This is a genomic window from Paraburkholderia sp. FW306-2-2C-D06C (assembly GCF_058781505.1).
The window spans coordinates 32,627-57,460 of record NZ_JBYSWU010000015.1; the positions used below are offsets into that span (position 1 = coordinate 32,627).

Sequence of the window (24,834 nt, forward strand, 5' to 3'; positions counted from 1 at the left end):
TTTCCCACAGGTGGGTCCACAGCATGTCCACCCAGACACTAATCGGCCATAGTTTTCCGACGCCTTGCAAACGCTGTGGCGGTGCGCTGTACCGGCAGGTCGATTACTGCCCATATTGCGGCGCGATACATCCGCTCGAAGGGGACCCGCACAAGCGCGTCGAGATTCCCAGCAGCCGCGCCGGCGCGATGAACAAATCGACGCCAAAGAGCAGCCTCGAATCGACGCCGCCGGCCGACACCGGCCACGACGCCGACATTAGCGAGGCCGATCGGGTCGAGGCCGCGATGCATGCCCCTATCCTCACGTCGCCCGATGCACCCATTGCGCCGCTCGCCAATCCGCCGCACTGGAGCGGCGGGCACGGAGCTTCAGTGCGGATGATGCTGATGGGGAGCGCGTCGATCGTCGCAATCGGACTAACGTATGTCGGCTATGCACTATTCAGCGATGACCACGAATGGCAGAACAGCAACGCCGACCAGAGCGCCGACACCCACCGGGACGCGAGGACGGCGACTGGAATAATCGCGCTGTACAAACCTGCGCCGTCGCCCAATCAGCCCAATCAGCCCAATCAGGTTAGCCAGGTTAGCCAGGCCAAACCGATCAAGCCGGCTAATCCGGCAACTGCGGCTCCGCCGGTTGCGCCAGCCTCCGCCGTCGCTGTAAAACCTCAGGCAACGCCGCAGTTCCGCAATGCCGCGCAAGCCGTGCAAGCGGCGCGCGCGGCCTTCCGCGCCAACGATCTGACCGCAGCGCAAGCAGCGCTAAGCGCGGCGCAAACGCTGCAACCGGACAACGCCGACGCGCAGAATCTGCTGGGCGAACTGAAGCCATTGACCGCACGCCGCGATACCGCGTTGCGGATGGCGCAAGTGTGCGCCGCGCAGCAGTCGTGGACCTGCGTGCGTCAACACGCAAACGACGCACTCACGATCGACATCGGCAACGCCACCGCGAAGACCCTCCTCGAGCGTGCGATTCGCGAAACCGGTTGGGCGCCGCTCAACTCGCACGCCGCGGCAAGCGGCCCGGCGCAAGCCAGACAGCAGGCACAGCCGCAGACGCAACCGTCGCAAGCCCGGTTGCAAGTGCCGTTGCCAAAGGGTATGCCGGCGAACAGCAGTACATTGGCGACAGCGCCGGCACGGTAGAAAATCATCTGGATAACGAATTGTTAAGCCGTATTCACGACCATTAAGTGACCACTAATCGACCGCTAATCGACCGCTAATCGACCAATCAGACGACCGTAATTTCTCGATCAATCGCATGGCCACTGAGCGGCAACAGACGGACATTGCACGCGAAATGCTTGGAACATGACATGGCAAACCGGCTCACCGACGCTTCGCGCGCGCCGACGCGCGAGCCTGTTCAAACCTGACCGATAGGTAGATCGACCATGCTGAAGAGACTTCTGGCGGGATGGCTTGTGCTGATGGTCATGTCTTCGTTTGCCGTCGCCGAGCCCACGCACTACAAGATCGTCACCGGTCCGGAACGAGGCACCTATATCCAGATCGGCCAGGACCTGTCGAAATGGGTGGCGGGACCTGCCGGCATCGACCTCGAAGTGATGGCTTCGAAGGGCTCGGCTGAAAACGTGCAGCGCATGCGCTTCGAGCCGGGCGTGAAACTCGCTCTGGTGCAATCCGACGTGTACCAGGCCTACATCGATATGGCCAACGCGGGCAACGCCGACGCGGGCACGGCGATCCGCCCGTTGCGGCTCATCATGCCGCTGTACGACGAAGAAATTAACGTCGTGGTGCGCACGGACTCGCCATTGAAAACCTTCGCCGACATCAAGGACAAATCCATCAGTGTCGGTCTGATCGGCAGCGGCACCGCTCAATCGGCAACCACCTTGTATCACCTGATGTTCGGCCAGGCGATCCCGGAACAGAACGTTCAGCATCTGAGCAACGAAGATGCGCTAGCCGCCTTGATCGCGAGGAAGGTGGACGTCGCAATCATCGTCGTCGGGCAGCCGGCAAAGCTGTTCAACGACATGAACCCCGACCTGCTGCAACAGATCCGTCTTCTCAAGGTCGATCCTGCCGCGCCTGAAACCGCCCGCGCGAAGCAGACGTATTTCCCCGCGACGATCCGCGCGAGCAGCTATCCGAACTGGCTGAAAGAAGACGTGCCCACGCTCACCGTCAAGGCCTTTCTCGTCACCTACGACTACGGCCTGCGCGATACCGTCGGCAAGCTGAGCCGCTTCGCCGATTCGTTGTGCGCCAACTTCGACAATCTGCAGGAGCACGGGCATCCCAAGTGGAAGCAGGTGAAAATCGAGTTGCCGCCCCTCGTGCGCGGATGGAAATACTACGGGCCGGTCGAGAAACATCTGCGCGCATGTCTCGCGAACAAAAGCGCGGCGATCAGCACGGCGACGACGCAAGCCGCGCCGAAACCACGCCCCTCCTGCACAGACCAGGAACGCCTGCTTCTGCTGTGCAAATAAGCGTTCCTGCCGTCCTTCAACGTGCGCTGACGGCAGCGCACGTGATCGCATGTTGCTAGCCCCCTCTGACGCGTTTCGCGAGCATTCGATTATCATGAGTCAATCGAATCGCTTCAACGACGCGCTAGTTAGATATGACGAATACAGGCAAGGTATTGATAACCGGGGTGCTCCTGGTTGAGTTGGGATTCGCCTCTTATTTACTGTTCCCAAAAAGTGACAAAGCAACGGCGGAAGCCGAGGCCGGGATGAACAGCCCCCCAATCATCCAGGGGGTCGATTCCCGATTTGGCAGCGATCACGTCACCGCGGGAAGTGTGGTTAGCGCAACGCCGCCCGCCAAAGGCACAAACAGCATCGTCGCGGCACCGCGGCCGCAGCCATCTCCGGTCGCGAAGGTGGCGCCTGAACCTGCTCCGGCGGCCAGAATCGTTGCAACAGAACAGAAACCGTCAACCGCGTCGCGTCAAGAGCCAACGCCAAAGCCGGCACCGACGCCAACGCCGACGCCGACGCCGACGCTCGAATCAGCGAATGCCCAGCAGTCCTTCAGTTCGAAAGCAAGTTCCGCACCGCGAAGCGAGCGCGGCCGTGAAGGTCTGTATCGCCACGGCTCGAATCCGGTCGCATCGGCGATAACGGACCAACTGGTCAAGGAGTCGGCCAAACTCGATCCGGCACTGCCGCCACCACCGAACCAACCCGTTCGTGACGATCCGCATCGCCGCGGCTCGAACCCGGTCGCGGCGGCGATGACGGACGCACTGGTCAAGGAGTCGGCCAAACCCGATCCGTCATTGCCTCCACCTCCGCCGCAGTCGCCGAACCGGCCCGCCACGCAGTAAGCCGGTGTAAGCCGGCGCGGTAACGACCTGCGAAGCGCCGGCTGCCGTATACGTGCAATCAGGTAACGCTCGCGTCTATTCCCGGGACAAGGCGCGCAGCCAGAAAATCAATCAGCGCGCGTACGCGACGCGGAACCGGACGGCCCTCCGCCCACAACAGATGCACGGGTACGGGCTCGGGCTCGAACGAGTCGAGCACCGTTACCACCTGACCATCGTCGAGCAGTTTTTGTACCTGGAAAATCGGTGCCCGGCCGATCCCTGCTCCGGCCGCGGCCGCTGAATTGCAGGCTAGCGCGCTCGTCGACCGGAAGCGCCCCGCGACCTCGACTGCACCGCCTGCCCGGTTGAATCTCCAGGTTTCGCGTAGAGCGTGCTGGCGCACGACGCAGTCGTGCGCGGCAAGCTCGGACGGATGGGCCGGGTAGCCGCGCGAAACGAAATACGCCGGCGAACCGAAGACGACACGCCGCAAGGTACCCACTTGCCGCGCTCGCAGATTCGAATCCGGCAGATGACCGAGGCGAACCACGAGATCGATGTTGGCTTTGGCGAGATCGAGATGCTGCTCGGCAAGCACGAGTTCTACCCTGACGTTTTCGTGGATCGCCAAAAACTGCGCGACAAGCGGCGCAACGAATTCAGCGCCGAAAGCCGTCGGTGCGCCGACGCGAATACCGCCGCGCAACTGGGTCGCATGCTCGGCGAGTTCATCACGTGCGGCTTCGATTTCTCCGAGTGCGGGCCGCAGCCGCGTGGCGAACCTCAAACATGCCGCGGTCGGCTGCACACGGCGCGTCGTTCGGTGGAACAAGGTCGTGTTCAGATCGCGCTCGAGCGCCGCAATGGCGCGGCTCACTGACTGCAGCGTCCGCCCCAGCGATCGCGCCGCCGCGGTCAGACTGCCTTCGTCGAGGATCGCCAGCAGCACTTCATAGTCGTCTTTGTTCATGCGCGTCATTCTCTCGTTTCCTGGAAGAATGTCTGACGGCTCGCGCGGCTATGCGCGGCCACGCCGCCGCCGTACATTCTAGCCATCTCGACAGCGACACCCGATCAGATTCGCAGGAGGCGACGAATGACTCAACGAAACGGCAACGAAATGCCCATGAGCTACAGCAACCGGTTCAATCTGGCCGATGCGCGCCAGGTCGTGGCGGCGGCCGAAGAGGAAGCAACGCGTCACGGCTGGCCCATGGTGATCGCCGTCGTGGACAGCGGCGGGCACCTGATCCTTCAGCAGCGGCTCGATGGAGCGCAACTCGGCAGTATCGACGTCGCAAGACAGAAGGCCGAAACAGCCGTGCTGTTCCGGCGTCCCACGCGCGTTTTCGAAGACGCGCTCGCACAGGGGGGACTCCATCTGCGCCTGCTCGGGATGAACAATCTGGTGCCGCTGGATGGTGGCATTCCGCTGATCCGCGACGGCGCCGTAGTCGGCGCCATCGGCGTGTCGGGCATGCGCTCCGACCAGGACGCGCAGGTTGCCGAGGCCGGCGCTGACGCGCTGCCGGCAGCGAAGCCATAAGGAAGGCGCGGAAGGCGCCGCCCCCGAGAGCCGTTCACGCTGCGGCCACCACCGTCACGTCGCGACATGCCGGCGGCACACCGTATGCAGCACCGCGGATTCGTCGAATTTTCGCTAAGACAGCGAAGCAAGCATGATCGACAATCGTCGGAGATGAGCCTTGAACGCGTCGCTCGTTTCGCGATCGTTTTTCGGGTCCAGGTGCGACGTCTCGGCGAACTCGACCTGCTCATGGAAATCATTGGCGACCTTGCGCCTCATGTCCTGCGGCATCGCCCGTAAGATGGCGACCAGCAAGGCCTCCTCGGCGTGCATCATGCCCAGAATTGAACGGGTATCCATATGAGAGGCTCCGTGGTAGGCGTCGTACGTGCAATCTAGCACGATCCGCAGGCGCATTGCGGTGCGTTTGTCCATGATGCGCGCTGTCGGAGCAGGCTGAAACGCCCGGCAAAGGAAGCGGGCGAAGCGGACGAAGAGGGCCATGCGACACACGAGGCGGTAATTCCCCGACAATACGGGTGCGACGGTTTCAACCACCACGTTCGCATCCATACGACAAAGGGAGTCACCGTAAATGGACAAGCGCCAATTCCTGGCCAGCGCTGCTGTACTTGGTGCATCCGCCACACCTGCGTTCGGCCGGAAGCATGGCCGGAACGAATCCTGTGCCGCATCACCCGTGCTTCTGACGATCACCGGCGCGATCAAGCGCAGTAATCGCGGCGCACTGGATCCGGCGTTCGACCAGTTGCTCGCGAAGCAGCAAGTCAAATTTCCGCAGGCGTATGCGCTCGACTTTCAGTCGATTGCGAGCCTGCCCGCCGTGACGATCAAGCCCACCACCGAATACGATGCCCGGCAGCATACGTTGAGCGGCCCGTTGCTCGGCGACGTGCTCGAATACGTCGGCGCGCCGGGCGCAGGAGAGACGCAGATACTGCTGCGCGCAATCGACGGCTACGCGGTCATGACGACGCTCGACAAAGTACGCGCCTATCGCTTTATCGTGGCGACGCATATGGACGCCAAGCCGATGCCGCTTGGCGGCGTGGGGCCGCTATGGGCAGTCTATGACGCCGACCATATTCCCGAGCTGGCGGCCAGGCCGCTCAAAGATCGCTTCGTGCTATGCCCGTGGGGCCTGTATCACATGCAAGTGATCGAAGCGTAACGACGGCGATGACGCGGCGGCAAACGTCGCCCGGCTTCATTTCACGGCGGCCCTTGTTTGGCGGCCCTTGTTTACATGTCATCATTCTGGCGAACGACAAGCAACTCATCAAAGACAACGCGCCGCCATGCCGACCGCCTTCGCCCAAACCGTCGAAGCCCGCTTCGCCGAACTCACTCCCACAGCCAAGCGGATCGCCAGCTATCTGCTCGCGAATCTCGACCGGCTGGGCCTCGAAACCGCCGATCAGATCGCGCAGCAGGCCGGCACCAGCGGCATTTCTGTCGGCCGTTTTTTACGCAGCGTCGGCTACCGCAATCTCGACGATCTGAAGCGCGAACTGCGCGGCACGCAGGAACGCCCGTGGATGATCACGGACCGGCTCGACGCGTTTCGCCGTGCGTCCGGTACATCCGACGCGTCTGACGCGTCTGACGAACACGTCGCCACCGCGCAGGCCGGCAGCGCCGCCGCCCTCAACCCGGCCCTCGCCCGCTCGCTCGAACTCGAAATCGCCGCGATCCAGCACGTCTACCGACTCGCGCAATCGCCGGTGTTCGCCCATGTCGCCGAACGTATTTCGAACGCGGATGCCGTCTACATTCTCGGCATTCAATCGACGCGCGGCATCAGCAACGCGTTCTACAGCTACCTCGAATATATCCGCCCGCGGGTGTTCTATTCCGACGGCATGTCGGGCTCCTACGTCGATTCGCTGAACTCCGGGTTCGCGTCGCCGTACCTGATCGTCACCGACACGCGCGCCTACTCGATGATCGCCCGCCGCTATTGCGAGGCCGCCACGCGGCGCGGCCTGCCCTTTGCGCTCGTCACCGATATCTATTGCCCGTGGGCGCGGGATTTCGCCGGCGATCTTCTGCAGGTCAAAACCGACGTCGGCCAGTTCTGGGACTCGCTCGCGCCCCTCACGTGCCTGTTCAATCTGCTGATCACCGCGATCGTCGAACGGCTCGGACCGACGCTTGACGAACGCGTCGCCCGCAACCGCGAACTGCAAGGCGAGCTCAATCAGTTCGAGCCCTGAAGCTTCGACGGCGAGGCCGGCGTTGTGCTCGACCATGAAGAACGTCACGCCGTGGCGGTCGATCGTATTGATCAACTCCAGCACCTTGTCGACGTACAACGGCGACAAACCCACCGTGGGCCACATTGCGGTATCCTCACCGGCTCGTTCAGAAGGAGGATTCATGAAGCTTTCGATTTGCCTGGCGGTTGCCGCCCTCGCGCTGTCCGCAACCGCGTACGCGCAAACCTCGCAGACCTATCGTTTCGGCGAAGGCCAAAACACGCTGCCCTCAGGCAATACGCATCCGGCACCCGCGCCGGGCGCGCAGGCGCAACAGCCGCAGCCCGCCGAACACGCTCCTTCCAAGGCCAAGCCGAAGTACAAGGCAAAGCATCATCGGCATCATCGCGGGCATGTGACGCAGCCGGATCGGTACTCGCACAACTGATCGGCGCCGCGCTGTTACGGCCTATCGATACCGCCTTTCGGCACCGCCTATTCGATACGACCTATTCATCGCGGCGATTTTTGACTCGCTTCAAATCCGCGCGCGTTGCGGGCATAGTGAAACGTATCCGCAGAGACACCGGCTACAACAGGAACACGTATGAGTACCGCCCGCCACGCACCTTCTTCAACCAATCCGGTCCACACCCCACCCACCGCGCCGCTGATCCGCGACGTCACCGAAGCCGATCTGCCCGCGATTCAGGCGATCTACGCGCACCACGTGCTGACCGGCGTCGCCTCGTTCGAAGAAACGCCGCCTTCCGTCGACGATCTGCGCATGCGGCTCGCGTCGGTCCGCAGTCACGGCCTGCCGTACATGGTGGCCGAGATCGGCGGCGAAGTCGCCGGCTATTGCTACGCGACGCCCTACCGCCCGCGCGCCGCATATCGCAACACGATCGAAGATTCGATCTACGTCGGCGACGCATATCGCGGCCGGGGTCTGGGACGCGTGTTGTTGCAGGCGCTGATCGAACGATGCGAAACCGGACCGTGGCGCCAGATGGTCGCCGTGATCGCCGACGAAGGCAGCGGCGGCTCCCTCTCGCTGCATCGGCAACTGGGCTTCGAGCTGATCGGCACGTTGAAAGCGGTCGGCTTCAAGCACGGCCGGTGGCTCGACACCACCTTGATGCAGCGAACCCTGGGCGTGGGCGACGCGACCGTACCGGACGATCATCTCGCGTCGGCACGCAGCTGAAGCGCTGCAAGCCGGCGCGACCATGGCGAAGGACGGCATTCCGCTCTCCGCTCGCCGACCTGCTCGACGCCGTCGGCGTCTCCCGGCCGCATTTCAACGGCGGCCCGGACAGCTCCGTCAACGTGCACGCGGCAAGCGTGTGAACAGCGTCGGGTAGTCGATCACCAGGCCGTCTTTATCGACCTTCATATTCGCCGTGAAATTGCGGAAGATGCCCTCGTAGCGATACTCGCGGTTCAGCTCGATGCACGAATACGCCTGCTCGACACGCGTGACCTGCAAATCAGGCGTCGAAATGTACGCCACGGAAATCGGCTGACGCTCGCCGACAGCCAGTTGCAAGCGGCGGATCGGCAGCGTGTTGGTGAACGGCGTCGCCGCTATATCGATGTCGATACATCCCTCGATCGAGCTCAGCACGAGGCCGTGGCCGTCGCGCCAATGGCCCGCGCCGTCGCCGTGCAATTCCAGCTCGCCGCCGCCGACGATCTTCAGCCACGCATACGTGGTGCGCCACTGCGAATCGCAGCGCACCTTGTAGTGCAGGCCGTAGGCCTTGCCGTAGCGCTGCCCGACCACGGCGCTTTCGACCGCAACACCGTCGTCGCGGGCGTCGAACGCCAGATGCTCGACGCCGTCGCCCTCTTCCGATATCCATCGTAGTTCACGCATCAGCTCGTCTCCTAGTGGAACGGCGTGGCGAATCCGTGGGTCCGCGTGCCGGCTCCATATCGTAGCGCGAACGTGGCGGGAATGCCCGGCGCGGCGTCAGTAGCCTATGCTTGAATTCGCTCCCGATGCGATTCGCCGTGGCCTGCACGGTTGCCGCATTCGTCAGATCGACGAGTTCGACGAACTGCACCCCCGAGCCCCGCGTCGCGCAACCGCGCCGCGGCCGCTTCGCCGAGGCTGGCGTGCCGCGCGCCGAGCAGCACGCACAGCCCCGCTTGCGCCAGCGAGCGGGGCGATGTCGTACCCGATGCCCTTGTTCGCGCCGCTAACCAGCGCGATCCGTTTTGCGTCGTCTTGCATACGTGCTCCGTTCATGGGTTGGCCGGGTTGAAATGTCGGTTTATGAACCATCGGGTCCTGCTTCAAACATGCTGCAAACTGTCGTACGCCTGCGTGTCTGCATCAAGAACGCAGGCGAAGACAATGTACTCTTACGCCAAGGAGACGGTTCGCTACGAATCACCCAGCGTGTCGAATATCTATTAATCAGCCAGGAATGTAAAAAATGAATCTCAGGGCTCTACAGTGCTTCGTGATTCTTGCGGAAGAGCTCAATTTCAGTCGCGCAGCCGAGCGCCTGCATATCGCGCAGCCGGCCCTGAGCCAGCAGATCCGCTTGCTGGAAGAGCGGCTCGGAACACAGCTCGTGGACCGGACAAGGCGCCCGCTTCACTTGACGGAGGCCGGGCACTATCTCTGCACGGAGGCGCGTCAAATACTCGACGCCTGGGAGCAGGCGACACTCGGCGCGCAGGAAATCAGCATCGGCCGGCGCGGGTGGCTGAGCATCGGCTTCACGCGATCCGCGATGTACAGCATCCTGCCGCCCGCGCTCAAAGCGTTCCATCACGCTTACCCGCAGGTCGAACTCAAGCTCTTCGAAATGCTGACCGAAGAACAGACCGACGCGCTGCGCGACATGCGCATCCACGTCGGTATCGGGCGGCAACCGCTTCCGGTCGCGGGCTGTACTTCCTATCCGATTCTGCGCGAGCGCGTGATGGCCGCACTCGCGCCGGACCATCCTCTTGCGGGACGAAAAAAAGTGCGTATTGCCGATCTCGCCGATACGCCGTTGATCCTCTACCCGAAACATCAGAACGCGCAATTCAAGCATTCCGTCCAGTCGCTCTATCGCGACGCAGGGATCACACCGTTCATCGCGCATCAGGCCTATGAAATCCAGACCGCTATTGCTCTGGTTGCAGCAGGATTGGGCGTGACATTCGTGGGCGAATCGGTTGCAAGGCATGGACGCGCCGACGTGGTGTTCCGCCACATCGAGGGCCCCGGCTCGTCGCAACGCACAACGCTAGCCGCCACCTTTCGCACCGACGACACCTCCTCCCATCTGCACGCCTTCCTTGCCTGTCTCCCCGAGCCGCTTGCCGGCGCCACACTATAAGAAAATATATATACAAGAATAAGCAAGCTGTCTTGGACTGACCGTCCACACGTTCTTATCATTGGCGTCACGCTTTAGCCCGACGCCATAGCCAATTGCGAACGGCCCGAAAGCGCGGCCTGCACGGCCTGAGGAACTGCCGGCAACGACCCGGCGGTCCGCCGGTCCGGCAGCCAGACGATAAGAACGCGGCAACGGCCACGGCCGTCGCCGCCAGGCAGGAGACAGCATGACCCATTTCAACGAAGCGGCGACCATGCGAAAAGTGTACGGGCGGCTCATGCCTCTGCTTTTCGCCATGATGTTCTTCAACTATCTGGACCGGATCAATATCGGCTTCGCAGCGCTCGACATGAACCGGCAACTGGGTTTCAGTCCGGCCGTGTTCGGTTTCGCCGGCAGCATCTTTTTCGTCGGCTACATGTTGCTGGAAGTGCCGAGCAACCTGCTGCTGCATCGCGTCGGCGCGCGCCGCTGGATCGCCCGCATCCTGCTCACCTGGGGCGCGGTGGCGGCGGCAACCGCCTTCGTCTTCAACGATTCGAGCTTCTACGTTTTGCGCTTCCTGCTCGGCGTGATGGAAGCCGGTTTCCTGCCTGGCGTGGCGGTCTACCTGACCAAGTGGTTTCCGGTGCGCTATCGGGCCCGCGCGGTGGGCGGCTACATCATCGCCGGTTCGTTTTCGGCCGTGCTCGGCGGCCCGATCTCGACGGCGCTGATGACCTACGCCAACGGCACCCTTGGTTTGCACGGATGGCAGTGGATGTTCATCCTCGAAGGCGTGCCGGCGATGCTGCTGGGCCTGCTCACCCTGCGCATCATGACCGAGCGCCCCGCTGATGCAAACTGGCTCGCCGATGACGAGAAACGCTGGCTCGAATCGACCCTCGAAGCCGAGCGCAAAACGCTGGGCGAACACGCTCATTTCTCGCTGCTGCGCGTGGCGAACGACATCCGTGTGTGGAGCCTTGCGTGTCTATTCGGTTGCGCGCTGGTCGGCATCTATGGCCTGTTCCTGTGGCTGCCGCAGATCGTCAAAAGCCTCGGCCACCTGAGCAACCTCGAAGTCGGCTTTCTATCGGCCGCGCCGCCGCTGCTGGGCGTGTTGGGAACGTTCGTGATCAGCCGCAGTTCCGACCGCACCGGCGACCGCAAGAAACATCTCGCGTTCGTGTACGGCATGAGCGCACTGGCGATAGCGGGCAGCGCCTACGCGCCGAGCCCGGTCATCGCTTACCTGCTGCTGTGCCTGACCGGTCTTTTCATCTATGCCGGCAACCCGCTGTTCTGGAGCCTCGCGTCGTCGTTCAGAACCGGCGCGGCGGGCGCCGCAACCATCGCGCTCATCAATACCGTCGCGCAGTTCGGCGGACTGGTCGGACCATGGAGCATCGGACTCGTGCGCAATGCGACGGGCAACTTCAAGCTGGCGCTGCTGACGATCGCGGCTTTTCTGGTGGTCGCGACGATCATCGCGCTTGTCATGCGCGTCACGCCGGCCGAGGACGAAACAGCGTCGCTGGCGGCCGCCGACCCCGCAGCGCGAACCTGAATTCAATCGCAGTACCAACACACCACGCCGACAGACCACGAACGGATATCCCAGCATGATCATCGATTGCCACGGTCACTACACGACCTCGCCGCCGCAGCACGAGGCCTGGCGCGCGAAGCAGGTCGCCGCCCTGCAAGACGGCGTGTCCCCGCCACCGCGGCCGGCCATCAGCGACGACGAGATTCGCGCGAGCATCGAAACCGGCCAGCTTCGAATCCAGCGCGAGCGCGACACCGACCTGACGATTTTTTCGCCGCGCGCGGCCGGCATGGGCCATCACCTCGCCACCGCCGACGCCAACGCCTACTGGTCGAGCGAATGCAATGACCTCGTGCATCGCGTGTGCACCCTCTTCCCGCGCAACTTCGCCGCCGTCTGCCAGCTGCCGCAAGCGCCGGGCGTGCCGGCCGCCAACTGCATCGCCGAGTTGCGGCGCTGCGTGGAAGAGTTGGGTTTTATCGGCTGCAATCTGAACCCCGATCCGTCCGGCGGTCATTGGGCGGGACCGCCGCTCACCGACCGCTCGTGGTATCCGCTCTACGAAGCGATGGTGGAACTCGACGTACCGGCGATGATCCACGTCTCATCGTCGTGCAATCCAAATTTTCACGCGACAGGCGCGCACTACATCAACGGCGATACGTCCGCGTTCATGCAACTGTTGAGCGCCGACCTGTTCGCCGACTTCCCGACGCTGCGCTTCATCATCCCGCATGGCGGCGGCGCGGTGCCGTATCACTGGGGACGCTATCGCGGGCTTGCGCAGGACATGAAACGGCCGCTGCTCAACGAGTACCTGCTGAAGAACGTGTTCTTCGACACCTGCGTGTATCACCAGCCGGGCGCCGAACTGCTTGCCAAGGTCATACCGGTCGAAAACATCCTGTTTGCTTCGGAGACCATCGGCGCGGTCCAGGGCATCGATCCCGAAACCGGGCACTACTACGACGACACGCGGCGCTATATCGACGCCATCGAGTGGCTGAGTCCCGCCGACCGGCAGCGTATCTATGAAGACAACGCCCGCGCGGTGTATCGGCGCTTGTCGCGTCAACTGGAACTGCAATTTTCAGCGGAAGGGATAACCACATGAACCCGATCGGATGGCGCGAATACGAGTCCGCGCCGCAAGCGGGCAGCGCGACGCTCGATGCTTTGCGCGAACTGGCGGTCTCCCTGTTGAGCGACAACATGGCCCGCTCGAGCGGCATGGTCGGCTTGCGTCCCTTCCATCAGCCGAAACCGATGGCCGGAACCGCAGTCACGGTGCGCACGCGGGCCGGCGACAATCTGGCGATTCATCGCGCATTCGACTTTTGCCGGCCGGGAGATGTTCTGGTGATCGACGGCGCCGGCGAACTCACGCAAGCGCTGATGGGCGACATCATGGCCAGCTATGCGGAGAGCCTGGGCGTGCAGGGTCTCGTGATCGACGGCGCGATCCGCGACGTCGGCGCGATACGGAGACGCGATTTTCCTGTGTACGCGCGCGCCGTCACGCATCGTGGCCCCTACAAGAACGGCCCGGGAGAGATCAACGTGCCGGTCACCGTCGGCGGAATGGTCGTCCATCCTGGTGACGTAATCGTCGGCGATGAGGACGGTTTGCTCGCAATCCCACTCAGCGACGTGGAAACGGTGATCGAAGGCGCGCGGCGCCAGGCTGCCAAGGAAGCCGCGGCGCTGAGTTCGATCGTCGACGGTTGTTTCGATCGTTCATGGGTGATTCCGCACCGCGACCGGATGATGAATGGCTGACGCGCAAGCGACTGCCTGTTATTCTGCGTCGCGTTGGCGTCATCCACTCAATCCCTGAACATAATCGGTCCGTCATGCCGGAACATCTAGACGCGTCAGCCCTCATCGAACTCGCGAGGTGTGCTGAAAGTGTCGCCAGTGCACCATGCAGCTGTACGCGAACTTCGCTGGACGGCTGGCAATCCCAACCGCTTTCTCTAGACGAAACACAGTTTCAGGAGATCGGCACGCTCGTGTCGAATGACGAAGCCGAACCCACGTTCAGCGAGTTCCTGCCCAGCAAAACGAGTTATTGGTCCGCCGATGCACCCATCGCGCCGCGCTATTTCCCCTATAACCGCTGTGGTGTCTGGGAATGTTCGCAGTGCCGCCGTCTCTATCTGCGTTATACCGAAGGCGGTGGATACTTCGTCGATCGCAGGATCCGCGCCGTGCAGTCCGTCTTGATTCAGGACGTTCCTCTGTAACGGTCGATCTGGGAAGACCGCCAGCGCCAGCCAGTGACCGCGCACACGGTCTCAGAAGTTCCTCGGATCCATCGGCTTTAATTGCCATGGCAGGTCAAACGGCAGAAAACGCTGCAACTCTGGCGGAATAAGGTCGACGTGCGGCCCGATCAGATTGCCGCCAGCGAGACGGCGCATCGCCGATTTATCGAGCCCGTCCACGCGGGCCAGATCTTTGATAACAAGTGTGGTCATGATGCTCTCCTGGAGATGGTCGATGAGGGCCTTTGACACGGCGCTCACCAACCGCCATGCATGGACCATGCCATCCGACAGCGAGGCTCTCTACTCACCTTCGTCGTCGCACAGACGCAAGACGTGTCGGTGCTCAGCCAACACCGGCGGCTGCGATGTTGGGGCGGCGGGGATAGTCCCTCCCCGCTTCCGGCGATACGATATGGTTGTCCAAGCGCAAATTGCAGATCCTGATGCTCGACGAAGCGTCCCGAAAGATGCCGGCTGTGTCCAAGGGCCACCGAGATGCGCCAGATGGAGCGGCGCTGACCCTGAGCGTCGCCAAATTCGACTTTGAAATGCGCGAAGTCGACCTTGACCTGTCCGCTGACAAGGTGGTCGACCCGGCCACGCTCAATCGCCTGCACGCATGTGCAGTGACAGCGCGGCCCGGGCCGGCTGGCGATCCGGGGCGCCGCCGCACTTTTTTTGCAGATTTTCCTAGAATGGCTAGGGAGAGCGGTGCGAATCTGCCGCGCTCAAGGAGATCATCATGGAACTTCACATGCATTCGCACCATTTTGCGCGCCGCATGCCGGACTGGCGCGCAGCGGTGATCGGCGGCTGCGTGGCAGGCGCGGTGTTCCTCGTGCTCGAGCTCCTCGCGATGTGGGCGATAGGGCAGAGCCCATGGGGGCCGCCACGGATGATCGCGGCGATCGTCCTTGGCCGCGATGCGCTGGCACAGCCTGCGACGTTCGCCGTCGGCATCATGCTGACGGCGCTGATCGTCCACTTCGTGCTAGCGATCGTTTTCGCCGTCATTCTCGCGGTGATCATGGCGCCGTTCAGCCTCGATTCGAGCGTCGGAATGGCGTCGCTCGCCGGCGGGCTGTTCGGCGTGGCCGTGTACCTGGTCAATTTCTACGGCATGACCGCGTTTTTCCCGTGGTTCGCGGAGGCCCGCGGGTGGGTGAGCTTCATCGGCCACATCGTGTTCGGGCTGGTCGCGGCCGATATCTATCTGCGCCTCGAGAGGAAGGAGGCAGAGGCGGGTGGAACGGGCGCGGCGACGGGCTGATACCTTCCCGCTAGTTAGTCGGCTAGCTAAAACGGCCGCAGATCGCTTGCGTCAATTCGCGCGGCTGCGGCCGTTTTCTTGTGACCGGGCGTCTCGGGCTCATCGCCTGAACAGCCAGATCAGGATCGACAAAACGACCGAAATGACGATGCACGTCACGATCGGAAAATGGAAGCTGAACCCCGGCCGTACGATGTTGACGTCGCCGGGCAGACGCCCGAGCGGGAGCCGGGATAGCCACCGCCAGCCGAGACCTGCGGCGACGAGGAGTATTCCGCTGATTATTAGAACGCGTTGCATGGCGATGTTTTAGATAGAGCGCGTCGAGAAACCATACGAGCCTGGCCGTGACGTCCAATGCCTTTTGAGGGCGCTCCAGAATATCGTAGTACGCATTGCGCTCGCTCGGCGGTCGCCGATCAGCGCTGACGAAACCGGCGCTCGTCCCGCGAGCGCCGGCGCCATCTGGAATCAAGCGCTCCGCGCTTCGGCCTCGACCGCGTCGGCCAGCGCCGCCATCGTCGCGAACCTGAACGTCGGCGTCGTGACTTCGGACGGCGTCGGCGTCGCGCCGAAACCCTTCAGGCCTTGCCGGCGTTCGATCCAGCACGTCGAATAGCCCAGCGCGGTCGCCACGCCGATATCGTGATACTGGCTCTGCGCCGTATGCAGAATCTCGCCGAACTTGTAGCCGAACGCAGCCTGCCGACCACGGTTGTACGCAAAGAATTGCGGATCGGGCTTGGCGACGCCGGTTTCATCGCACGTCACCGTGTCGTCGAACGGATCGCCGAGCGTGTAGGCGTAAGACGAAAGCGCCACGCGATCCGCATTCGTCATGGCGACGAGGCGAAAGTGTTTGCGCAGACGTTTGAGCGCATCGACTGAATCGCTGAATGCGGGCCAGTCGAGCACGTCGCGCTGGAACGCAGCGGCAGTTTGCGCGTCGTCCGGCAGACCCAGCTCTTTTGCCAGCGACAGATAAACGTTCGCCATCTCCTTGCTCGAACGGCCCGGATGCTTTTCACGGCCGCGCATGTACGGCTGGAAGATCTGATCGTCGGTCAGGTCCTTTGCTGCGTCGCCGCCGAGCCGGCGCACCGAAGCGAGCACGCCGCTTTCAAAGTCGATCAGCGTGCCGACGACGTCGAAAGTCAAAACCTTGAATTGAGTCAATTTCATTTCGTAATCCTTTGAAGTCCGTAAGTAAGGTTCAGTGAATGACGCCAGGTCTTGCCGCGCGTTTCGAAAAAATATACGGGCCGATCTTATTGACAGCAATTCCCTAATTATTGGATCGGGCATAACATGAAGTTATGCCGAATCTCCGTCGAAAACTACCCAGCGCGAACGCCTTGTTCGTGTTCGAAGCCGCCGCCCGTTGTGGCAATTTCACGCGCGCGGCGCAGGAGTTGTATGTCAGTCAGCCGGCCGTCAGCAGAATGCTCGCGCGCATGGAAGATCATCTCGGCGTGCAATTGTTCGAGCGGGTGCGCGGCGGGATTGAACTGACGGAAAACGGCAGGATTCTCTACCGCAAGATCAGCGAGGGGTTCGGTGGAATAGAAGACGCGCTGCGTGAAATCGAAGCGCGCGCCACCGGTGTGGAAGCCGTCACGCTCTCGGTATCCACGGCGTTTACCACGCACTGGCTGATGCCGCGGCTGAACCGCCTCAAGCAGGCGTTCCCGTCGATCGATCTGCGTTTTCAGCTTATTTCAGGGCGCATCGGCGGTCCGCTCGTCGACGTCGATCTCGGCATGCGTTTCCTGAGGGAAGAAGAATTCGACGCCAACAGCGCACTCGTGATGCCCGAGACGCTGCTGCCGATCTGCAACCCACGCTATTACGCGCAGATGCAGCAGGAAGCCGGCCGCGAAAAAGGCGACACGGTGATCGTCATGGACGACGAAGAACGCGGCTGGCATGAGCGCTTCACGGCGTTCGCGGAACATCGGCGGCGGGCGGCCAACATGCTGGGTTTCAACGACTACGCGATCGTCGTGCAGGCCGCGCTGCTCGGCCAGGGCATCGCGCTCGGCTGGCTCAACGTGGTGGCGCACTGGCTGTGCGAAGGCGCGCTGGTGCCGGCCGAAAACGAAATCATCGTGACCAGCCGGCGCTTCTGCGTCGTGTCGCCGCCCAATCGACCGATGCGGCCGGTCGTGGCGAGCTTGCGCGACTGGATCATCGAAGAAACGCGGGCGGATATACGCACGGTCGATCGCACGCACCCGGCGCTCGGCATCCGCGCCGCGCTAAAAAAAGCCGGACTGGTGCTCGGCTGAACGTTCGGCGTTCAGCAAGGTTGCGGACGCCTCCACCCTCGCCGCTCGCTTCGTGATGGACAAAGAAGAAGCGGAAAGTTGCTTGCCGCCATGCGTCGCCGCGTTCGCTGCCGCGCGCTCGATAAACATGCTGGGCGTCATGCCGCAGCATCGTTTGAAATGGCGGCCGAAATGGCTCTGGTCGAAGAAGCCGACCTCGGTCGCGACGACGGACCCGGGCACGCCTTCGAGCAATAGCGTCTGCGCGCGCTGAATCCGCAGCCCGCACAGATACCGGTACGGCGACGCCCCATACTGCTGGCGAAACACGGTCGCAAACCGCGAAACGCTGAGCGCGGACAGCTCGGCAAGCTGCGCGAGCGTCACCGGCTCCGCGAAATGCGCTTCGATAAATGCCCGGGCCGCGCTGAGCGCGATGGACTGTTTCATGACGTCGCGGCCTCGGAACGGGCGGCCGGATGCTTCGCAAAACGCGCGATGGCAAACGCGTCGAGCGGAATCGGCGTACTGCCTGTATCGACGAGTTCAGCCATCGTCTCGCCGACGCCCGGGCCGATCTGGAAACCCGAGCCGCAGAAACCGAACGCGTAATACAGACCATCCACCTTGCTGCTGGGTCCGATCACCGGCTCGCCGTCGGGCAGATAGCTCTCCACCCCGCTCCACACGCGAATCACGTGCAGCGGCGCCAGCGCGGGCACGAGGCGGCGCAGTTGCGCCAGTTGCCGCACGGTGTTGCGCGGCACGACCGAAGCGCGCGAAGTGACGGCATCCGCCGGGCCGCCGGGACCGCCGCCGAGAATGATGTTGCCGCGCGGAATCTGGCGGAAATAAATGCTCTCTTCCTTCACGGACGTGAAGACGCCCATCGACGACCTGAACACGTACGGCACCGGCTCCGTGACGGCCATCTGCGGCCCGCTCGCGGTCAGCGGCACGGCTTCGCCGAACTGCTCGGAGAGCCGGTTCGCCCAGGCGCCCGCGCAGATCACGAGTTGCGCCGCGCGATAGACGTCGCCGCGCGCGCTCTCCACGCGAAAGCGGTCGCCGTCCTTGTCGACCCGGACGATCTCGGTGTTCTCCACGATCCGCGCCCCCAGACGCGCGGCGGCCCGGCCGAACGCCGGCGCGGCGAGACGCGGGTTCGCGTGGCCGTCGAGCGGCGAAATCGATGCCGCCAGCACCTCGCGCCCGAGGAACGGAAAGCGCCGGAACATGGCTTCGCCGTGCAGCACTTCGAGTTCGAGACCATAGGCGCGCGCGTCGATCGCGTACTGGTCGAAATTCTCCACGTCCTTCTGGTGGTAGCACACGCGCGTATGGCCCGACGGCAGGAACTCGATGTCCTCGCCTAGCAGCTCCGCGGAGCGCTGCCAGGTCCGCAGCGCACGGTTCGCCATCGCCAGTTGCGGCAGCGCGCGGCCTTGCCGGCGAATCCCGCCGAAGTTCACGCCGCTCGCCTGCTGCCCGGTGAGTCCGCGCTCGAGCAGGATCACCGAACGGTTGCGCTGACGCAGAAAGAACGCGGTGCTCGTCCCCATGATGCCGCCGCCAATCACGATCACATCGGCTTCGGTTGCGTTCGTCGCGTTCGTCGTGCTCGTTGTGTTCATGGCGCTCATTCGCCCGCCTCCTCGACCAGCGCCACGGGCAGCGGCTTGACAGGCGCCTGCCCGCGCAGCCGTCCGACCGACGACAACGGCACCGACGCCGCCGCCGCGATCACCTCGGCGCCGGCGTGGCCGCAATAGCGTCCCTGGCAGCGGCCCATGCCGACGCGCGAAAACGCCTTCGCGCGGTTGGCCTCCTGCGCGCCGGTTTCGCGCACGACGCGCCGCAATTCGCCTGCGGTAATTGCCTCGCAACGGCAGATGATCGTTTCGTCCGGAAGCGACGCGGCGAATTTCGCCGGCCACGGAAAGGCTTCCCGCAAACCCGCGGCGAAGCGCGTGAAGCGGGCCAGTTCGGCGCGCAAACGCTCGACGCCCTCGACCCGCATACCGTGATCGTGCATCGCCGCGAGCGCCGCGAGGCGGCCCGAGCGTTCGGCGGCGTCCGCGCCGCGAACCCTTGCGCCATCGCCCGCCAGGTAGATGCCCGTCAGGCTGCTGCGGCCGTCCGCGTCGATTTGCGGCAGCCATTGCTGGGTACGCTCATCGAACAGAAACCGGCAACCCGCAAGGTCCGCCAGCTGCGTTTCGGGACGCAAGTGATAACCAAGCGCGACCGCCTCGCACGCGACCTCGAAGCGCTCGCCGCCGGGCAACGCGACTTCGACGCCGCTCACGCCCTGTTGCGGCGAACCCTTGATTTCGACCGGCCGCACGCCGCGATAAACCGGCACGCGCGCCTGCGCCAGTACGCGCGTCAACGCAATGCCCTTTCTGAGCGCGGAGGGAATCGCCAGCAGCCGGGGCAGCGCGGCAACGCGCTGCATGAACGTCGACGTATCGAGCACCGCGGCCACCTGCGCGCCGGCCTTCACGTATTGCGCGGCGACGAGATACAGCAGCGGGCCGCTGCCCATCATCACGGTGCGCGCGCCGATCGCGCAGCCCTGCGATTTCAGCGCGACCTGCGCGCCGCCCAGGCTGTAAGCGCCGGCCAGATGCCAGCCCTTGACCGGCATCAGCCGGTCCGTCGCGCCGCTGCAAACAATCAGCGCATCGAACGCCAGCGTCCGGTACTGCGTACCGCTCACCAGATGCACCGTGTTCGGTGTGATATTCCAGACCAGCGTCTCCGGCAGATAGTCGAGCTTGCCCTTGAGCGCATCGAAGCTCTGATGCAGCGCCGCGGCGCGCGCCGCCTCGGTGCCGTAGAGCGTCTCGTAGCTGCGCGAAAAACCTTCCGGTTGCCGCCGGTAGATCTGCCCGCCGTCGCGCCGCCCCTCATCGATAACGGTGGGCCGCAGGCCCGCTTCGACCAGTGCCTGGGCGGCGCGCACACCCGCCGGGCCGGTCCCGATGACGACTACCCGCGGGGCCATACGCCCTCCCCGGCCTCGGCCAGCTTCGTGACGATCGACATGCCCGGCGCGGCCGGCGTAGTGCAGGCGCGAACCCGCTCGCCTTGCGCGGTCCAGACCCAGCAGTCCTGGCAGGCGCCCATCAGGCAGAAACCGGCGCGGCGGCCGTCGCCGAATTCCGAATCGCGCAACGCCGTCACGCCGGTCAGCAGCGCGACCATCAGCGTGTCGCCCTCGGCGGCCTGCTGCACGACGCCGTCCACCGTGATCGGGAAGGTCTTGCGGCCGGTCTCCGCGACCCGCACAAATCGTCCGCTCATGCCAGGGTCGCCTCTACGCTCTGCAAACGGTTCAATTCAGCCGCCGGATAGTGACAAAGAATCTCCGCGCCCGAAGGCAGCTTCTTCAGCGACGGCGGCGTCATATTGCACATCCCGTCGATGCGCACCGGACAGCGCGCGCGGAACGCGCACAACTCCGGGATGTCGGCGCCCGGCCCGAGCGGCGGCAAGGCGGCAGCACCAATCTCGCGGCGCGCGTCGAGCCAGCCTGGCTTCAGCGCGGGCACGGAATCGACCAGCAGCTCCGTGTACGGGTGGTACGGCGGCGCCGCGAGCACGTCGCGCTGCCCGGCTTCCACGCGATGCCCCGCGTACAGCACGATCACTTCGTCGCAGATCGCGCGCACAGTCGAGATATCGTGGCTGATGAACATGTACGACACGCCGAGTTCGCGCCGCAATTCGCCCAGCAGGTCGAGGATCGCCGCGCCGACGACCGTATCGAGCGCGGAGGTGACTTCGTCGCACAGGATCAACGCGGGATCGGCGGCGAGCGCGCGCGCCAGGTTCACGCGCTGCTTCTGACCGCCGGACAGTCCGGCAGGCGTGCGCGTGGCGACCGACGCCGGCAGCTTGACCAGATCGAGCAGCGCCAGCATGCGTTTGTTCGCGGCGGAACCGCTCAGACGGTGATAAAAGGCGAGCGGCCGGCCGAGGATATCGGCGATCGAATGACTTGGGTTCAGCGCGGTGTCGGCGTTCTGGAACACGATCTGGATCTGCCGGTATTGCTCCGGCGTGCGCTGCGACAGTTGCGCCGGCAACGGCTTGCCGTTGAACAGCACCTCGCCGCGCGCACGGTCGACCAGACCTGCCACCACCCGCGCCAGCGTCGTCTTGCCCGAGCCGGATTCGCCGATCACGCCGAGCGTGCTGCCGCGCGGGATCGACAGGCTGACGTCGTCGAGCACCCGCACCGCGGGCACGCCTTTGCTGTCGAGCCGTCCATAGCCCGCCGCGAGGCCGCGAATTTCCAGCAGCGGCGGCAGCACGCGGCCGGTCTTGTCGGCGAGCGTGTCGAATTCCATTTCCGGGCGGCGCGTCGCGGCGAGCAGCTGGCGCGTGTACGCATCCACGGGTGCGTCGAGCACTTGCGCGACCGCGCCGTTCTCCTTCACCGCGCCGCCGTTCAACACGACGATCCGGTCCGCCATTTGCGCGACCACCGCAAGGTCGTGCGACACATACACGGCGGTCGTGCCGAGTTCGCGAACCACTTTCTTGAACGCCGCGAGCACTTCGATCTGCGTGGTGACGTCGAGCGCGGTGGTCGGCTCGTCGAACACAACGACGGCCGGATCGGTAATCAGCGCCATCGCGGCCATCAGCCGCTGCAACTGGCCGCCCGACACCTGGTGCGGATAGCGGGCGCCGATCGTCTCCGGCGCGGGCAGCGCGAGCGCGCGGAACAGGCCGACCGCCTTGGCGCGCGCCGCCTCTTTCGTCATCAGCCGATGCAGCAAGGCCGGCTCGGTGACCTGGTCCATGATCGTGCGCGCCGGATTGAAGCCGGCCGACGCGCTCTGCGCGACATACGCGACGGTCCGCGCCCGCAACGCGCGACGGCCGTTCGCGTCGAGCGACAGCACGTCCACATCGCCGACCCGCACCGAGCCGCCGCTGATCGAGCAGCCGGCGCGCGCATAACCGAGCAGCGACAGCGCGATGGTCGTCTTGCCCGAGCCGGACTCGCCGATCAGCGCGAGCACTTCGCCCTTCTTCACCGAAAAATCGACACCCTTGACGATCTCGGTCACCGGACCCGGCGCCGCACCCGCGACGACCCGCAGGCCCTTCACTTCAATCATGTCGTGAGCCGCCATCACGCACCTCCTTGACCACGGCCACGGCGCCGCAGGTTGTCGATCAGCAGATTCATGCCGATGGTCAGCGTCGCGATCGCGACGGCCGGCATCAGTACGGCAGGCGCGCCCTCGGACAAGCCGCCGATGTTCTCGCGCACGAGCGAACCCCAGTCGGCGTTCGGCGGTTGCACACCGAGGCCGAGGAAACTCAGTCCGCTGAGCAGCAGGACGATGAACACGAAGCGCAGGCCGAAATCGGCGAGCATCGGATGGATCATGTTCGGCAGCACTTCGACGCGCGCGATGTAGAAAATGCCCTCGCCGCGCGCTCGCGCCACCTGCACGTATTCGAGGCCCATCAGGTTCACCGCGAGCGAGCGCGAAATCCGGAAGGCGCCGGGAATATAGGCGAGCGCGGCGACGGTCGTCAGCATCGGGATCGACGAACCGAACGCGGCGACCACGACCAGCGCGAGGACCTTGCTCGGAATCGAAATGAGCGCGTCGAACAGGCGGCTCAGGATCTCGTCGACCCAGCGTGTGGACACGGCCGCCAGCAGACCGAAAAACGTGCCGATCACGCTGGCGAGAACGGCCGCCGCCAGCGCGAGGCCGACCGTGTAGCGCGCGCCATAGAGAATCCGGCTCAGCATGTCGCGGCCGAGATAGTCGGTGCCGAGCGGATAAGCCGCGCTGTAGGAGCCGAAAATTTCCGTCGAGGTCAGCGCGCCGCCCTTGTACGGCGCGACCAGCGGCCCGATGAACGCGACGATCAGCCAGAAGGCGACCAGCGTGAGGCCGATCAGGCCCAGCACGGAGAAGCGGTGGACCAGCCGTTGCAACGCGCCTTGTTTCGGCGCTGCCGGCGCGGCTGCCGACGCTGCTGCCGGCGGCTCGACGACGAGCTCGTCGCGGCTCACGTCGTACAGTTCCGTGCCGGCGTGAGGAACGTGGGGGTGGGTGGGTCGGCTCATCATTGACGCAGCCTCGGGTTGGATACGATTTGACACAGGTCCGCGATCAGCACGAGCGCGAGATACGCCGCGCAGAACACCATCACGCATCCCTGCACGAGCGGCATGTCGCGGTTCGTGACGGCGTCGACCATCAGGCTCGCGAGACCGGGATAGTTGAAGATCGACTCGACGATCACCACGCCGCCGAACAGATACGACAGGCTCAACGCCACCGCATTGGCGATCGGGCCGATGGTGTTCGGCAGCACATGCCGCAGCACCACGCGCACCGGCGAGGCGCCCTTGAGCACGGCCATTTCGACATACGACGAATTGAGCTGATCGAGCACCGCGGCGCGCGTCATGCGCGCCATCTGCGCGACGATCACGCAGCACAGCGTCATCACGGGCATCGCGTAGATCCGCAGCAGCGCGCCGAGCGAGTGCACTTCCGACAGATACGAGAGCGCGGGCAGCCAGCGCAGCTTGACAGCGAAGATCAGCACGGCGATCGTCGCGATCAGGAACTCCGGCACGGCGACCGTCGACAGCGTCAGCACATTGAGCACGCGGTCGAGCAGCGAGCCGCGGAACATCGCCGACGAGATACCGATTAGCAACGCGACCGGCACCGAGACCAGCGCCGTCAGACCGGCCAGCACCAGCGAGTTGGGCAGGCGTGTGGCGATCAACTGGCTGACCGGCAGGTTGTTCGACATCGAAGTGCCGAAGTTGCCGCTGACAATATGAACGAGCCACTCGAAGTAGCGCTGCAGCGCCGGCTGGTCGAGTCCGAACTGATGCCGCAAGGCCGCCACGGCTTCGGGCGTCGCCGCCTGGCCGAGCGCCTGTTGGGCGGCGTCGCCGGGAAGCAGGCCGGTGATGGCGAACACGACGGCTGAGACCAGCAGCAGCGTAAGCAGCGCGAGGCCGAGGCGCGCGGCGATGAGTCGTTGCGCGTGTGCTTTCATCGAGAGTCGCCTCCTGTGTCGACCAGAGTTAGCG

At 64.1% G+C, this 24,834-nt stretch carries 28 protein-coding genes and 1 pseudogene; 15 read left to right on the forward strand and 14 right to left on the reverse strand.

Annotated features, from left to right (window positions below; all coding sequences use genetic code 11):
- The first annotated feature begins 23 nt into the window (after positions 1–23).
- From AC3WLT_RS13920 to AC3WLT_RS13930, 3 genes are all read left to right on the forward strand, one after another.
- Positions 24–1,157, forward strand: coding sequence for a hypothetical protein (locus AC3WLT_RS13920; RefSeq protein ID WP_492592294.1), 1,134 nt, complete (start codon positions 24–26; stop codon positions 1,155–1,157).
- 251 nt (positions 1,158–1,408) lie between these two features.
- Positions 1,409–2,476, forward strand: coding sequence for a TAXI family TRAP transporter solute-binding subunit (locus AC3WLT_RS13925; RefSeq protein ID WP_492592295.1), 1,068 nt, complete (start codon positions 1,409–1,411; stop codon positions 2,474–2,476).
- A gap of 134 nt (positions 2,477–2,610) precedes the next feature.
- Positions 2,611–3,321 carry a hypothetical protein gene (locus AC3WLT_RS13930; RefSeq protein ID WP_492592296.1) on the forward strand — a complete coding sequence of 237 codons (711 nt, stop codon included), beginning with the start codon at positions 2,611–2,613 and terminating at the stop codon, positions 3,319–3,321.
- Between the two features lie 58 nt (positions 3,322–3,379).
- Here the strand turns inward: AC3WLT_RS13930 and AC3WLT_RS13935 are convergent, their stop codons facing one another.
- Positions 3,380–4,282 carry a LysR family transcriptional regulator gene (locus AC3WLT_RS13935; protein WP_492592297.1) on the reverse strand — a complete coding sequence of 301 codons (903 nt, stop codon included), beginning with the start codon at positions 4,280–4,282 and terminating at the stop codon, positions 3,380–3,382.
- A gap of 117 nt (positions 4,283–4,399) precedes the next feature.
- On the opposite strand from AC3WLT_RS13935, the gene AC3WLT_RS13940 reads away from it, so the two are divergent.
- On the forward strand, positions 4,400–4,849 hold the full coding sequence (locus AC3WLT_RS13940) for a GlcG/HbpS family heme-binding protein (protein WP_492592298.1): 450 nt from the start codon (positions 4,400–4,402) through the stop codon (positions 4,847–4,849).
- 114 nt (positions 4,850–4,963) lie between these two features.
- Here the strand turns inward: AC3WLT_RS13940 and AC3WLT_RS13945 are convergent, their stop codons facing one another.
- Positions 4,964–5,404: a hypothetical protein gene (locus tag AC3WLT_RS13945; RefSeq protein ID WP_492592299.1), complete on the reverse strand. Its 441-nt coding sequence runs from the start codon at positions 5,402–5,404 to the stop codon at positions 4,964–4,966.
- Positions 5,405–5,426: 22 nt separating this feature from the next.
- Here AC3WLT_RS13945 and AC3WLT_RS13950 point away from each other — a divergent pair, with 22 nt between their 5' ends.
- From AC3WLT_RS13950 to AC3WLT_RS13965, 4 genes are all read left to right on the forward strand, one after another.
- Positions 5,427–6,023: a putative pterin-binding protein gene (locus tag AC3WLT_RS13950; protein ID WP_492592300.1), complete on the forward strand. Its 597-nt coding sequence runs from the start codon at positions 5,427–5,429 to the stop codon at positions 6,021–6,023.
- Between the two features lie 127 nt (positions 6,024–6,150).
- On the forward strand, positions 6,151–7,068 hold the full coding sequence (gene sapR, locus AC3WLT_RS13955; RefSeq protein ID WP_492592301.1) for a sap1 transcriptional regulator SapR: 918 nt from the start codon (positions 6,151–6,153) through the stop codon (positions 7,066–7,068).
- Positions 7,069–7,231: 163 nt separating this feature from the next.
- Positions 7,232–7,498 carry a hypothetical protein gene (locus AC3WLT_RS13960; RefSeq protein WP_492592302.1) on the forward strand — a complete coding sequence of 89 codons (267 nt, stop codon included), beginning with the start codon at positions 7,232–7,234 and terminating at the stop codon, positions 7,496–7,498.
- A gap of 159 nt (positions 7,499–7,657) precedes the next feature.
- Positions 7,658–8,260: a GNAT family N-acetyltransferase gene (locus AC3WLT_RS13965; RefSeq protein WP_492592303.1), complete on the forward strand. Its 603-nt coding sequence runs from the start codon at positions 7,658–7,660 to the stop codon at positions 8,258–8,260.
- Positions 8,261–8,377: 117 nt separating this feature from the next.
- On the opposite strand, the gene AC3WLT_RS13970 is transcribed toward AC3WLT_RS13965, so the two are convergent.
- Positions 8,378–8,932, reverse strand: coding sequence for a putative glycolipid-binding domain-containing protein (locus tag AC3WLT_RS13970; RefSeq protein WP_492592304.1), 555 nt, complete (start codon positions 8,930–8,932; stop codon positions 8,378–8,380).
- A gap of 565 nt (positions 8,933–9,497) precedes the next feature.
- Between AC3WLT_RS13970 and AC3WLT_RS13975 the strand changes: the two genes are divergently transcribed.
- The 5 genes from AC3WLT_RS13975 (at position 9,498) to AC3WLT_RS13995 (ending at position 14,177) form a co-directional block, all read left to right on the forward strand.
- On the forward strand, positions 9,498–10,397 hold the full coding sequence (locus AC3WLT_RS13975) for a LysR family transcriptional regulator (RefSeq protein ID WP_492592305.1): 900 nt from the start codon (positions 9,498–9,500) through the stop codon (positions 10,395–10,397).
- Positions 10,398–10,626: 229 nt separating this feature from the next.
- Positions 10,627–11,949 carry an MFS transporter gene (locus AC3WLT_RS13980; RefSeq protein ID WP_492592306.1) on the forward strand — a complete coding sequence of 441 codons (1,323 nt, stop codon included), beginning with the start codon at positions 10,627–10,629 and terminating at the stop codon, positions 11,947–11,949.
- Between the two features lie 55 nt (positions 11,950–12,004).
- Entirely contained in the window at positions 12,005–13,045 is a 1,041-nt protein-coding gene (locus AC3WLT_RS13985) for an amidohydrolase family protein (RefSeq protein WP_492592307.1), read from the forward strand.
- A complete protein-coding gene (locus tag AC3WLT_RS13990; protein ID WP_492592308.1) occupies positions 13,042–13,710 on the forward strand; it encodes an RraA family protein in 669 nt (222 codons plus the stop codon). The genes AC3WLT_RS13985 and AC3WLT_RS13990 overlap by 4 nt, the downstream gene beginning before the upstream one ends.
- A gap of 74 nt (positions 13,711–13,784) precedes the next feature.
- The gene (locus AC3WLT_RS13995) at positions 13,785–14,177 is read left to right on the forward strand and encodes a hypothetical protein (RefSeq protein WP_492592391.1); all 393 of its coding nucleotides are present in this window, start codon (positions 13,785–13,787) and stop codon (positions 14,175–14,177) included.
- Between the two features lie 51 nt (positions 14,178–14,228).
- Here AC3WLT_RS13995 and AC3WLT_RS14000 read toward each other — a convergent pair whose 3' ends face one another.
- Together AC3WLT_RS14000 and AC3WLT_RS14005 are read right to left on the reverse strand one after the other, a co-directional pair.
- A complete protein-coding gene (locus tag AC3WLT_RS14000; RefSeq protein WP_492592309.1) occupies positions 14,229–14,411 on the reverse strand; it encodes a hypothetical protein in 183 nt (60 codons plus the stop codon).
- A gap of 212 nt (positions 14,412–14,623) precedes the next feature.
- Positions 14,624–14,773: pseudogene (locus tag AC3WLT_RS14005) on the reverse strand (IS21 family transposase); the annotation flags it as partial.
- Between the two features lie 170 nt (positions 14,774–14,943).
- Here AC3WLT_RS14005 and AC3WLT_RS14010 point away from each other — a divergent pair.
- Complete coding sequence (locus tag AC3WLT_RS14010; protein ID WP_492592310.1) at positions 14,944–15,471, forward strand: hypothetical protein; 528 nt, start codon at positions 14,944–14,946, stop codon at positions 15,469–15,471.
- 99 nt (positions 15,472–15,570) lie between these two features.
- On the opposite strand, the gene AC3WLT_RS14015 is transcribed toward AC3WLT_RS14010, so the two are convergent.
- Positions 15,571–15,771, reverse strand: a complete 201-nt coding sequence (locus tag AC3WLT_RS14015) for a DUF2905 domain-containing protein (protein ID WP_492592311.1) — start codon at positions 15,769–15,771, stop codon at positions 15,571–15,573.
- 171 nt (positions 15,772–15,942) lie between these two features.
- Positions 15,943–16,653 carry an HAD-IA family hydrolase gene (locus tag AC3WLT_RS14020; RefSeq protein WP_492592312.1) on the reverse strand — a complete coding sequence of 237 codons (711 nt, stop codon included), beginning with the start codon at positions 16,651–16,653 and terminating at the stop codon, positions 15,943–15,945.
- A 134-nt stretch (positions 16,654–16,787) separates the two neighbouring features.
- Here AC3WLT_RS14020 and AC3WLT_RS14025 point away from each other — a divergent pair, with 134 nt between their 5' ends.
- Positions 16,788–17,759, forward strand: coding sequence for a LysR family transcriptional regulator (locus AC3WLT_RS14025; RefSeq protein ID WP_492592313.1), 972 nt, complete (start codon positions 16,788–16,790; stop codon positions 17,757–17,759).
- Here the strand turns inward: AC3WLT_RS14025 and AC3WLT_RS14030 are convergent.
- From AC3WLT_RS14030 to AC3WLT_RS14060, 7 genes are read right to left on the reverse strand one after another with little or no spacing between them, the layout of a single operon-like run.
- Positions 17,730–18,188, reverse strand: coding sequence for a helix-turn-helix domain-containing protein (locus AC3WLT_RS14030; protein ID WP_492592314.1), 459 nt, complete (start codon positions 18,186–18,188; stop codon positions 17,730–17,732). The genes AC3WLT_RS14025 and AC3WLT_RS14030 overlap by 30 nt on opposite strands.
- Positions 18,185–19,381 carry an NAD(P)/FAD-dependent oxidoreductase gene (locus AC3WLT_RS14035; RefSeq protein WP_492592315.1) on the reverse strand — a complete coding sequence of 399 codons (1,197 nt, stop codon included), beginning with the start codon at positions 19,379–19,381 and terminating at the stop codon, positions 18,185–18,187. The genes AC3WLT_RS14030 and AC3WLT_RS14035 overlap by 4 nt, the downstream gene beginning before the upstream one ends.
- Complete coding sequence (locus tag AC3WLT_RS14040) at positions 19,378–20,748, reverse strand: FAD/NAD(P)-dependent oxidoreductase (protein WP_492592316.1); 1,371 nt, start codon at positions 20,746–20,748, stop codon at positions 19,378–19,380. Before AC3WLT_RS14040 ends, AC3WLT_RS14035 begins: the two co-directional genes overlap by 4 nt.
- Positions 20,733–21,047 (reverse strand): (2Fe-2S)-binding protein, encoded by a 315-nt coding sequence (locus tag AC3WLT_RS14045; protein WP_492592317.1) that lies wholly within the window; start codon positions 21,045–21,047, stop codon positions 20,733–20,735. The genes AC3WLT_RS14040 and AC3WLT_RS14045 overlap by 16 nt, the downstream gene beginning before the upstream one ends.
- Positions 21,044–22,891: an ABC transporter ATP-binding protein gene (locus tag AC3WLT_RS14050; RefSeq protein WP_492592318.1), complete on the reverse strand. Its 1,848-nt coding sequence runs from the start codon at positions 22,889–22,891 to the stop codon at positions 21,044–21,046. The genes AC3WLT_RS14045 and AC3WLT_RS14050 overlap by 4 nt, the downstream gene beginning before the upstream one ends.
- Entirely contained in the window at positions 22,891–23,850 is a 960-nt protein-coding gene (locus AC3WLT_RS14055; protein WP_492592319.1) for an ABC transporter permease, read from the reverse strand. Before AC3WLT_RS14055 ends, AC3WLT_RS14050 begins: the two co-directional genes overlap by 1 nt.
- Positions 23,847–24,800, reverse strand: coding sequence for an ABC transporter permease (locus AC3WLT_RS14060; RefSeq protein WP_492592320.1), 954 nt, complete (start codon positions 24,798–24,800; stop codon positions 23,847–23,849). The genes AC3WLT_RS14055 and AC3WLT_RS14060 overlap by 4 nt, the downstream gene beginning before the upstream one ends.
- Between the last annotated feature and the right edge of the window lie 34 nt (positions 24,801–24,834).

What these genes read in the sequence shown, in the direction of transcription:
- AC3WLT_RS14010 (WP_492592310.1), top strand. Translation starts at nt 14,944, where the DNA reads ATGGAACTTCACATGCATTCGCACCATTTTGCGCGCCGCATGCCGGAC.
- AC3WLT_RS14025 (WP_492592313.1), top strand. Translation starts at nt 16,788, where the DNA reads ATGCCGAATCTCCGTCGAAAACTACCCAGCGCGAACGCCTTGTTCGTG.
- AC3WLT_RS13985 (WP_492592307.1), top strand. Translation starts at nt 12,005, where the DNA reads ATGATCATCGATTGCCACGGTCACTACACGACCTCGCCGCCGCAGCAC.
- AC3WLT_RS13970 (WP_492592304.1), bottom strand. Translation starts at nt 8,932, where the DNA reads ATGCGTGAACTACGATGGATATCGGAAGAGGGCGACGGCGTCGAGCAT.
- AC3WLT_RS14060 (WP_492592320.1), bottom strand. Translation starts at nt 24,800, where the DNA reads ATGAAAGCACACGCGCAACGACTCATCGCCGCGCGCCTCGGCCTCGCG.
- AC3WLT_RS14030 (WP_492592314.1), bottom strand. Translation starts at nt 18,188, where the DNA reads ATGAAACAGTCCATCGCGCTCAGCGCGGCCCGGGCATTTATCGAAGCG.
- AC3WLT_RS14000 (WP_492592309.1), bottom strand. Translation starts at nt 14,411, where the DNA reads ATGACCACACTTGTTATCAAAGATCTGGCCCGCGTGGACGGGCTCGAT.
- AC3WLT_RS14020 (WP_492592312.1), bottom strand. Translation starts at nt 16,653, where the DNA reads ATGAAATTGACTCAATTCAAGGTTTTGACTTTCGACGTCGTCGGCACG.
- AC3WLT_RS13945 (WP_492592299.1), bottom strand. Translation starts at nt 5,404, where the DNA reads ATGGATGCGAACGTGGTGGTTGAAACCGTCGCACCCGTATTGTCGGGG.
- AC3WLT_RS13960 (WP_492592302.1), top strand. Translation starts at nt 7,232, where the DNA reads ATGAAGCTTTCGATTTGCCTGGCGGTTGCCGCCCTCGCGCTGTCCGCA.
- AC3WLT_RS14045 (WP_492592317.1), bottom strand. Translation starts at nt 21,047, where the DNA reads ATGAGCGGACGATTTGTGCGGGTCGCGGAGACCGGCCGCAAGACCTTC.
- AC3WLT_RS13975 (WP_492592305.1), top strand. Translation starts at nt 9,498, where the DNA reads ATGAATCTCAGGGCTCTACAGTGCTTCGTGATTCTTGCGGAAGAGCTC.
- AC3WLT_RS14015 (WP_492592311.1), bottom strand. Translation starts at nt 15,771, where the DNA reads ATGCAACGCGTTCTAATAATCAGCGGAATACTCCTCGTCGCCGCAGGT.
- AC3WLT_RS14050 (WP_492592318.1), bottom strand. Translation starts at nt 22,891, where the DNA reads ATGGCGGCTCACGACATGATTGAAGTGAAGGGCCTGCGGGTCGTCGCG.
- AC3WLT_RS13965 (WP_492592303.1), top strand. Translation starts at nt 7,658, where the DNA reads ATGAGTACCGCCCGCCACGCACCTTCTTCAACCAATCCGGTCCACACC.
- AC3WLT_RS13995 (WP_492592391.1), top strand. Translation starts at nt 13,785, where the DNA reads ATGCCGGAACATCTAGACGCGTCAGCCCTCATCGAACTCGCGAGGTGT.
- sapR (WP_492592301.1), top strand. Translation starts at nt 6,151, where the DNA reads ATGCCGACCGCCTTCGCCCAAACCGTCGAAGCCCGCTTCGCCGAACTC.
- AC3WLT_RS14055 (WP_492592319.1), bottom strand. Translation starts at nt 23,850, where the DNA reads ATGATGAGCCGACCCACCCACCCCCACGTTCCTCACGCCGGCACGGAA.
- AC3WLT_RS13940 (WP_492592298.1), top strand. Translation starts at nt 4,400, where the DNA reads ATGACTCAACGAAACGGCAACGAAATGCCCATGAGCTACAGCAACCGG.
- AC3WLT_RS13930 (WP_492592296.1), top strand. Translation starts at nt 2,611, where the DNA reads ATGACGAATACAGGCAAGGTATTGATAACCGGGGTGCTCCTGGTTGAG.
- AC3WLT_RS13920 (WP_492592294.1), top strand. Translation starts at nt 24, where the DNA reads ATGTCCACCCAGACACTAATCGGCCATAGTTTTCCGACGCCTTGCAAA.
- AC3WLT_RS13935 (WP_492592297.1), bottom strand. Translation starts at nt 4,282, where the DNA reads ATGACGCGCATGAACAAAGACGACTATGAAGTGCTGCTGGCGATCCTC.
- AC3WLT_RS14040 (WP_492592316.1), bottom strand. Translation starts at nt 20,748, where the DNA reads ATGGCCCCGCGGGTAGTCGTCATCGGGACCGGCCCGGCGGGTGTGCGC.
- AC3WLT_RS13990 (WP_492592308.1), top strand. Translation starts at nt 13,042, where the DNA reads ATGAACCCGATCGGATGGCGCGAATACGAGTCCGCGCCGCAAGCGGGC.
- AC3WLT_RS13925 (WP_492592295.1), top strand. Translation starts at nt 1,409, where the DNA reads ATGCTGAAGAGACTTCTGGCGGGATGGCTTGTGCTGATGGTCATGTCT.
- AC3WLT_RS13980 (WP_492592306.1), top strand. Translation starts at nt 10,627, where the DNA reads ATGACCCATTTCAACGAAGCGGCGACCATGCGAAAAGTGTACGGGCGG.
- AC3WLT_RS14035 (WP_492592315.1), bottom strand. Translation starts at nt 19,381, where the DNA reads ATGAGCGCCATGAACACAACGAGCACGACGAACGCGACGAACGCAACC.
- AC3WLT_RS13950 (WP_492592300.1), top strand. Translation starts at nt 5,427, where the DNA reads ATGGACAAGCGCCAATTCCTGGCCAGCGCTGCTGTACTTGGTGCATCC.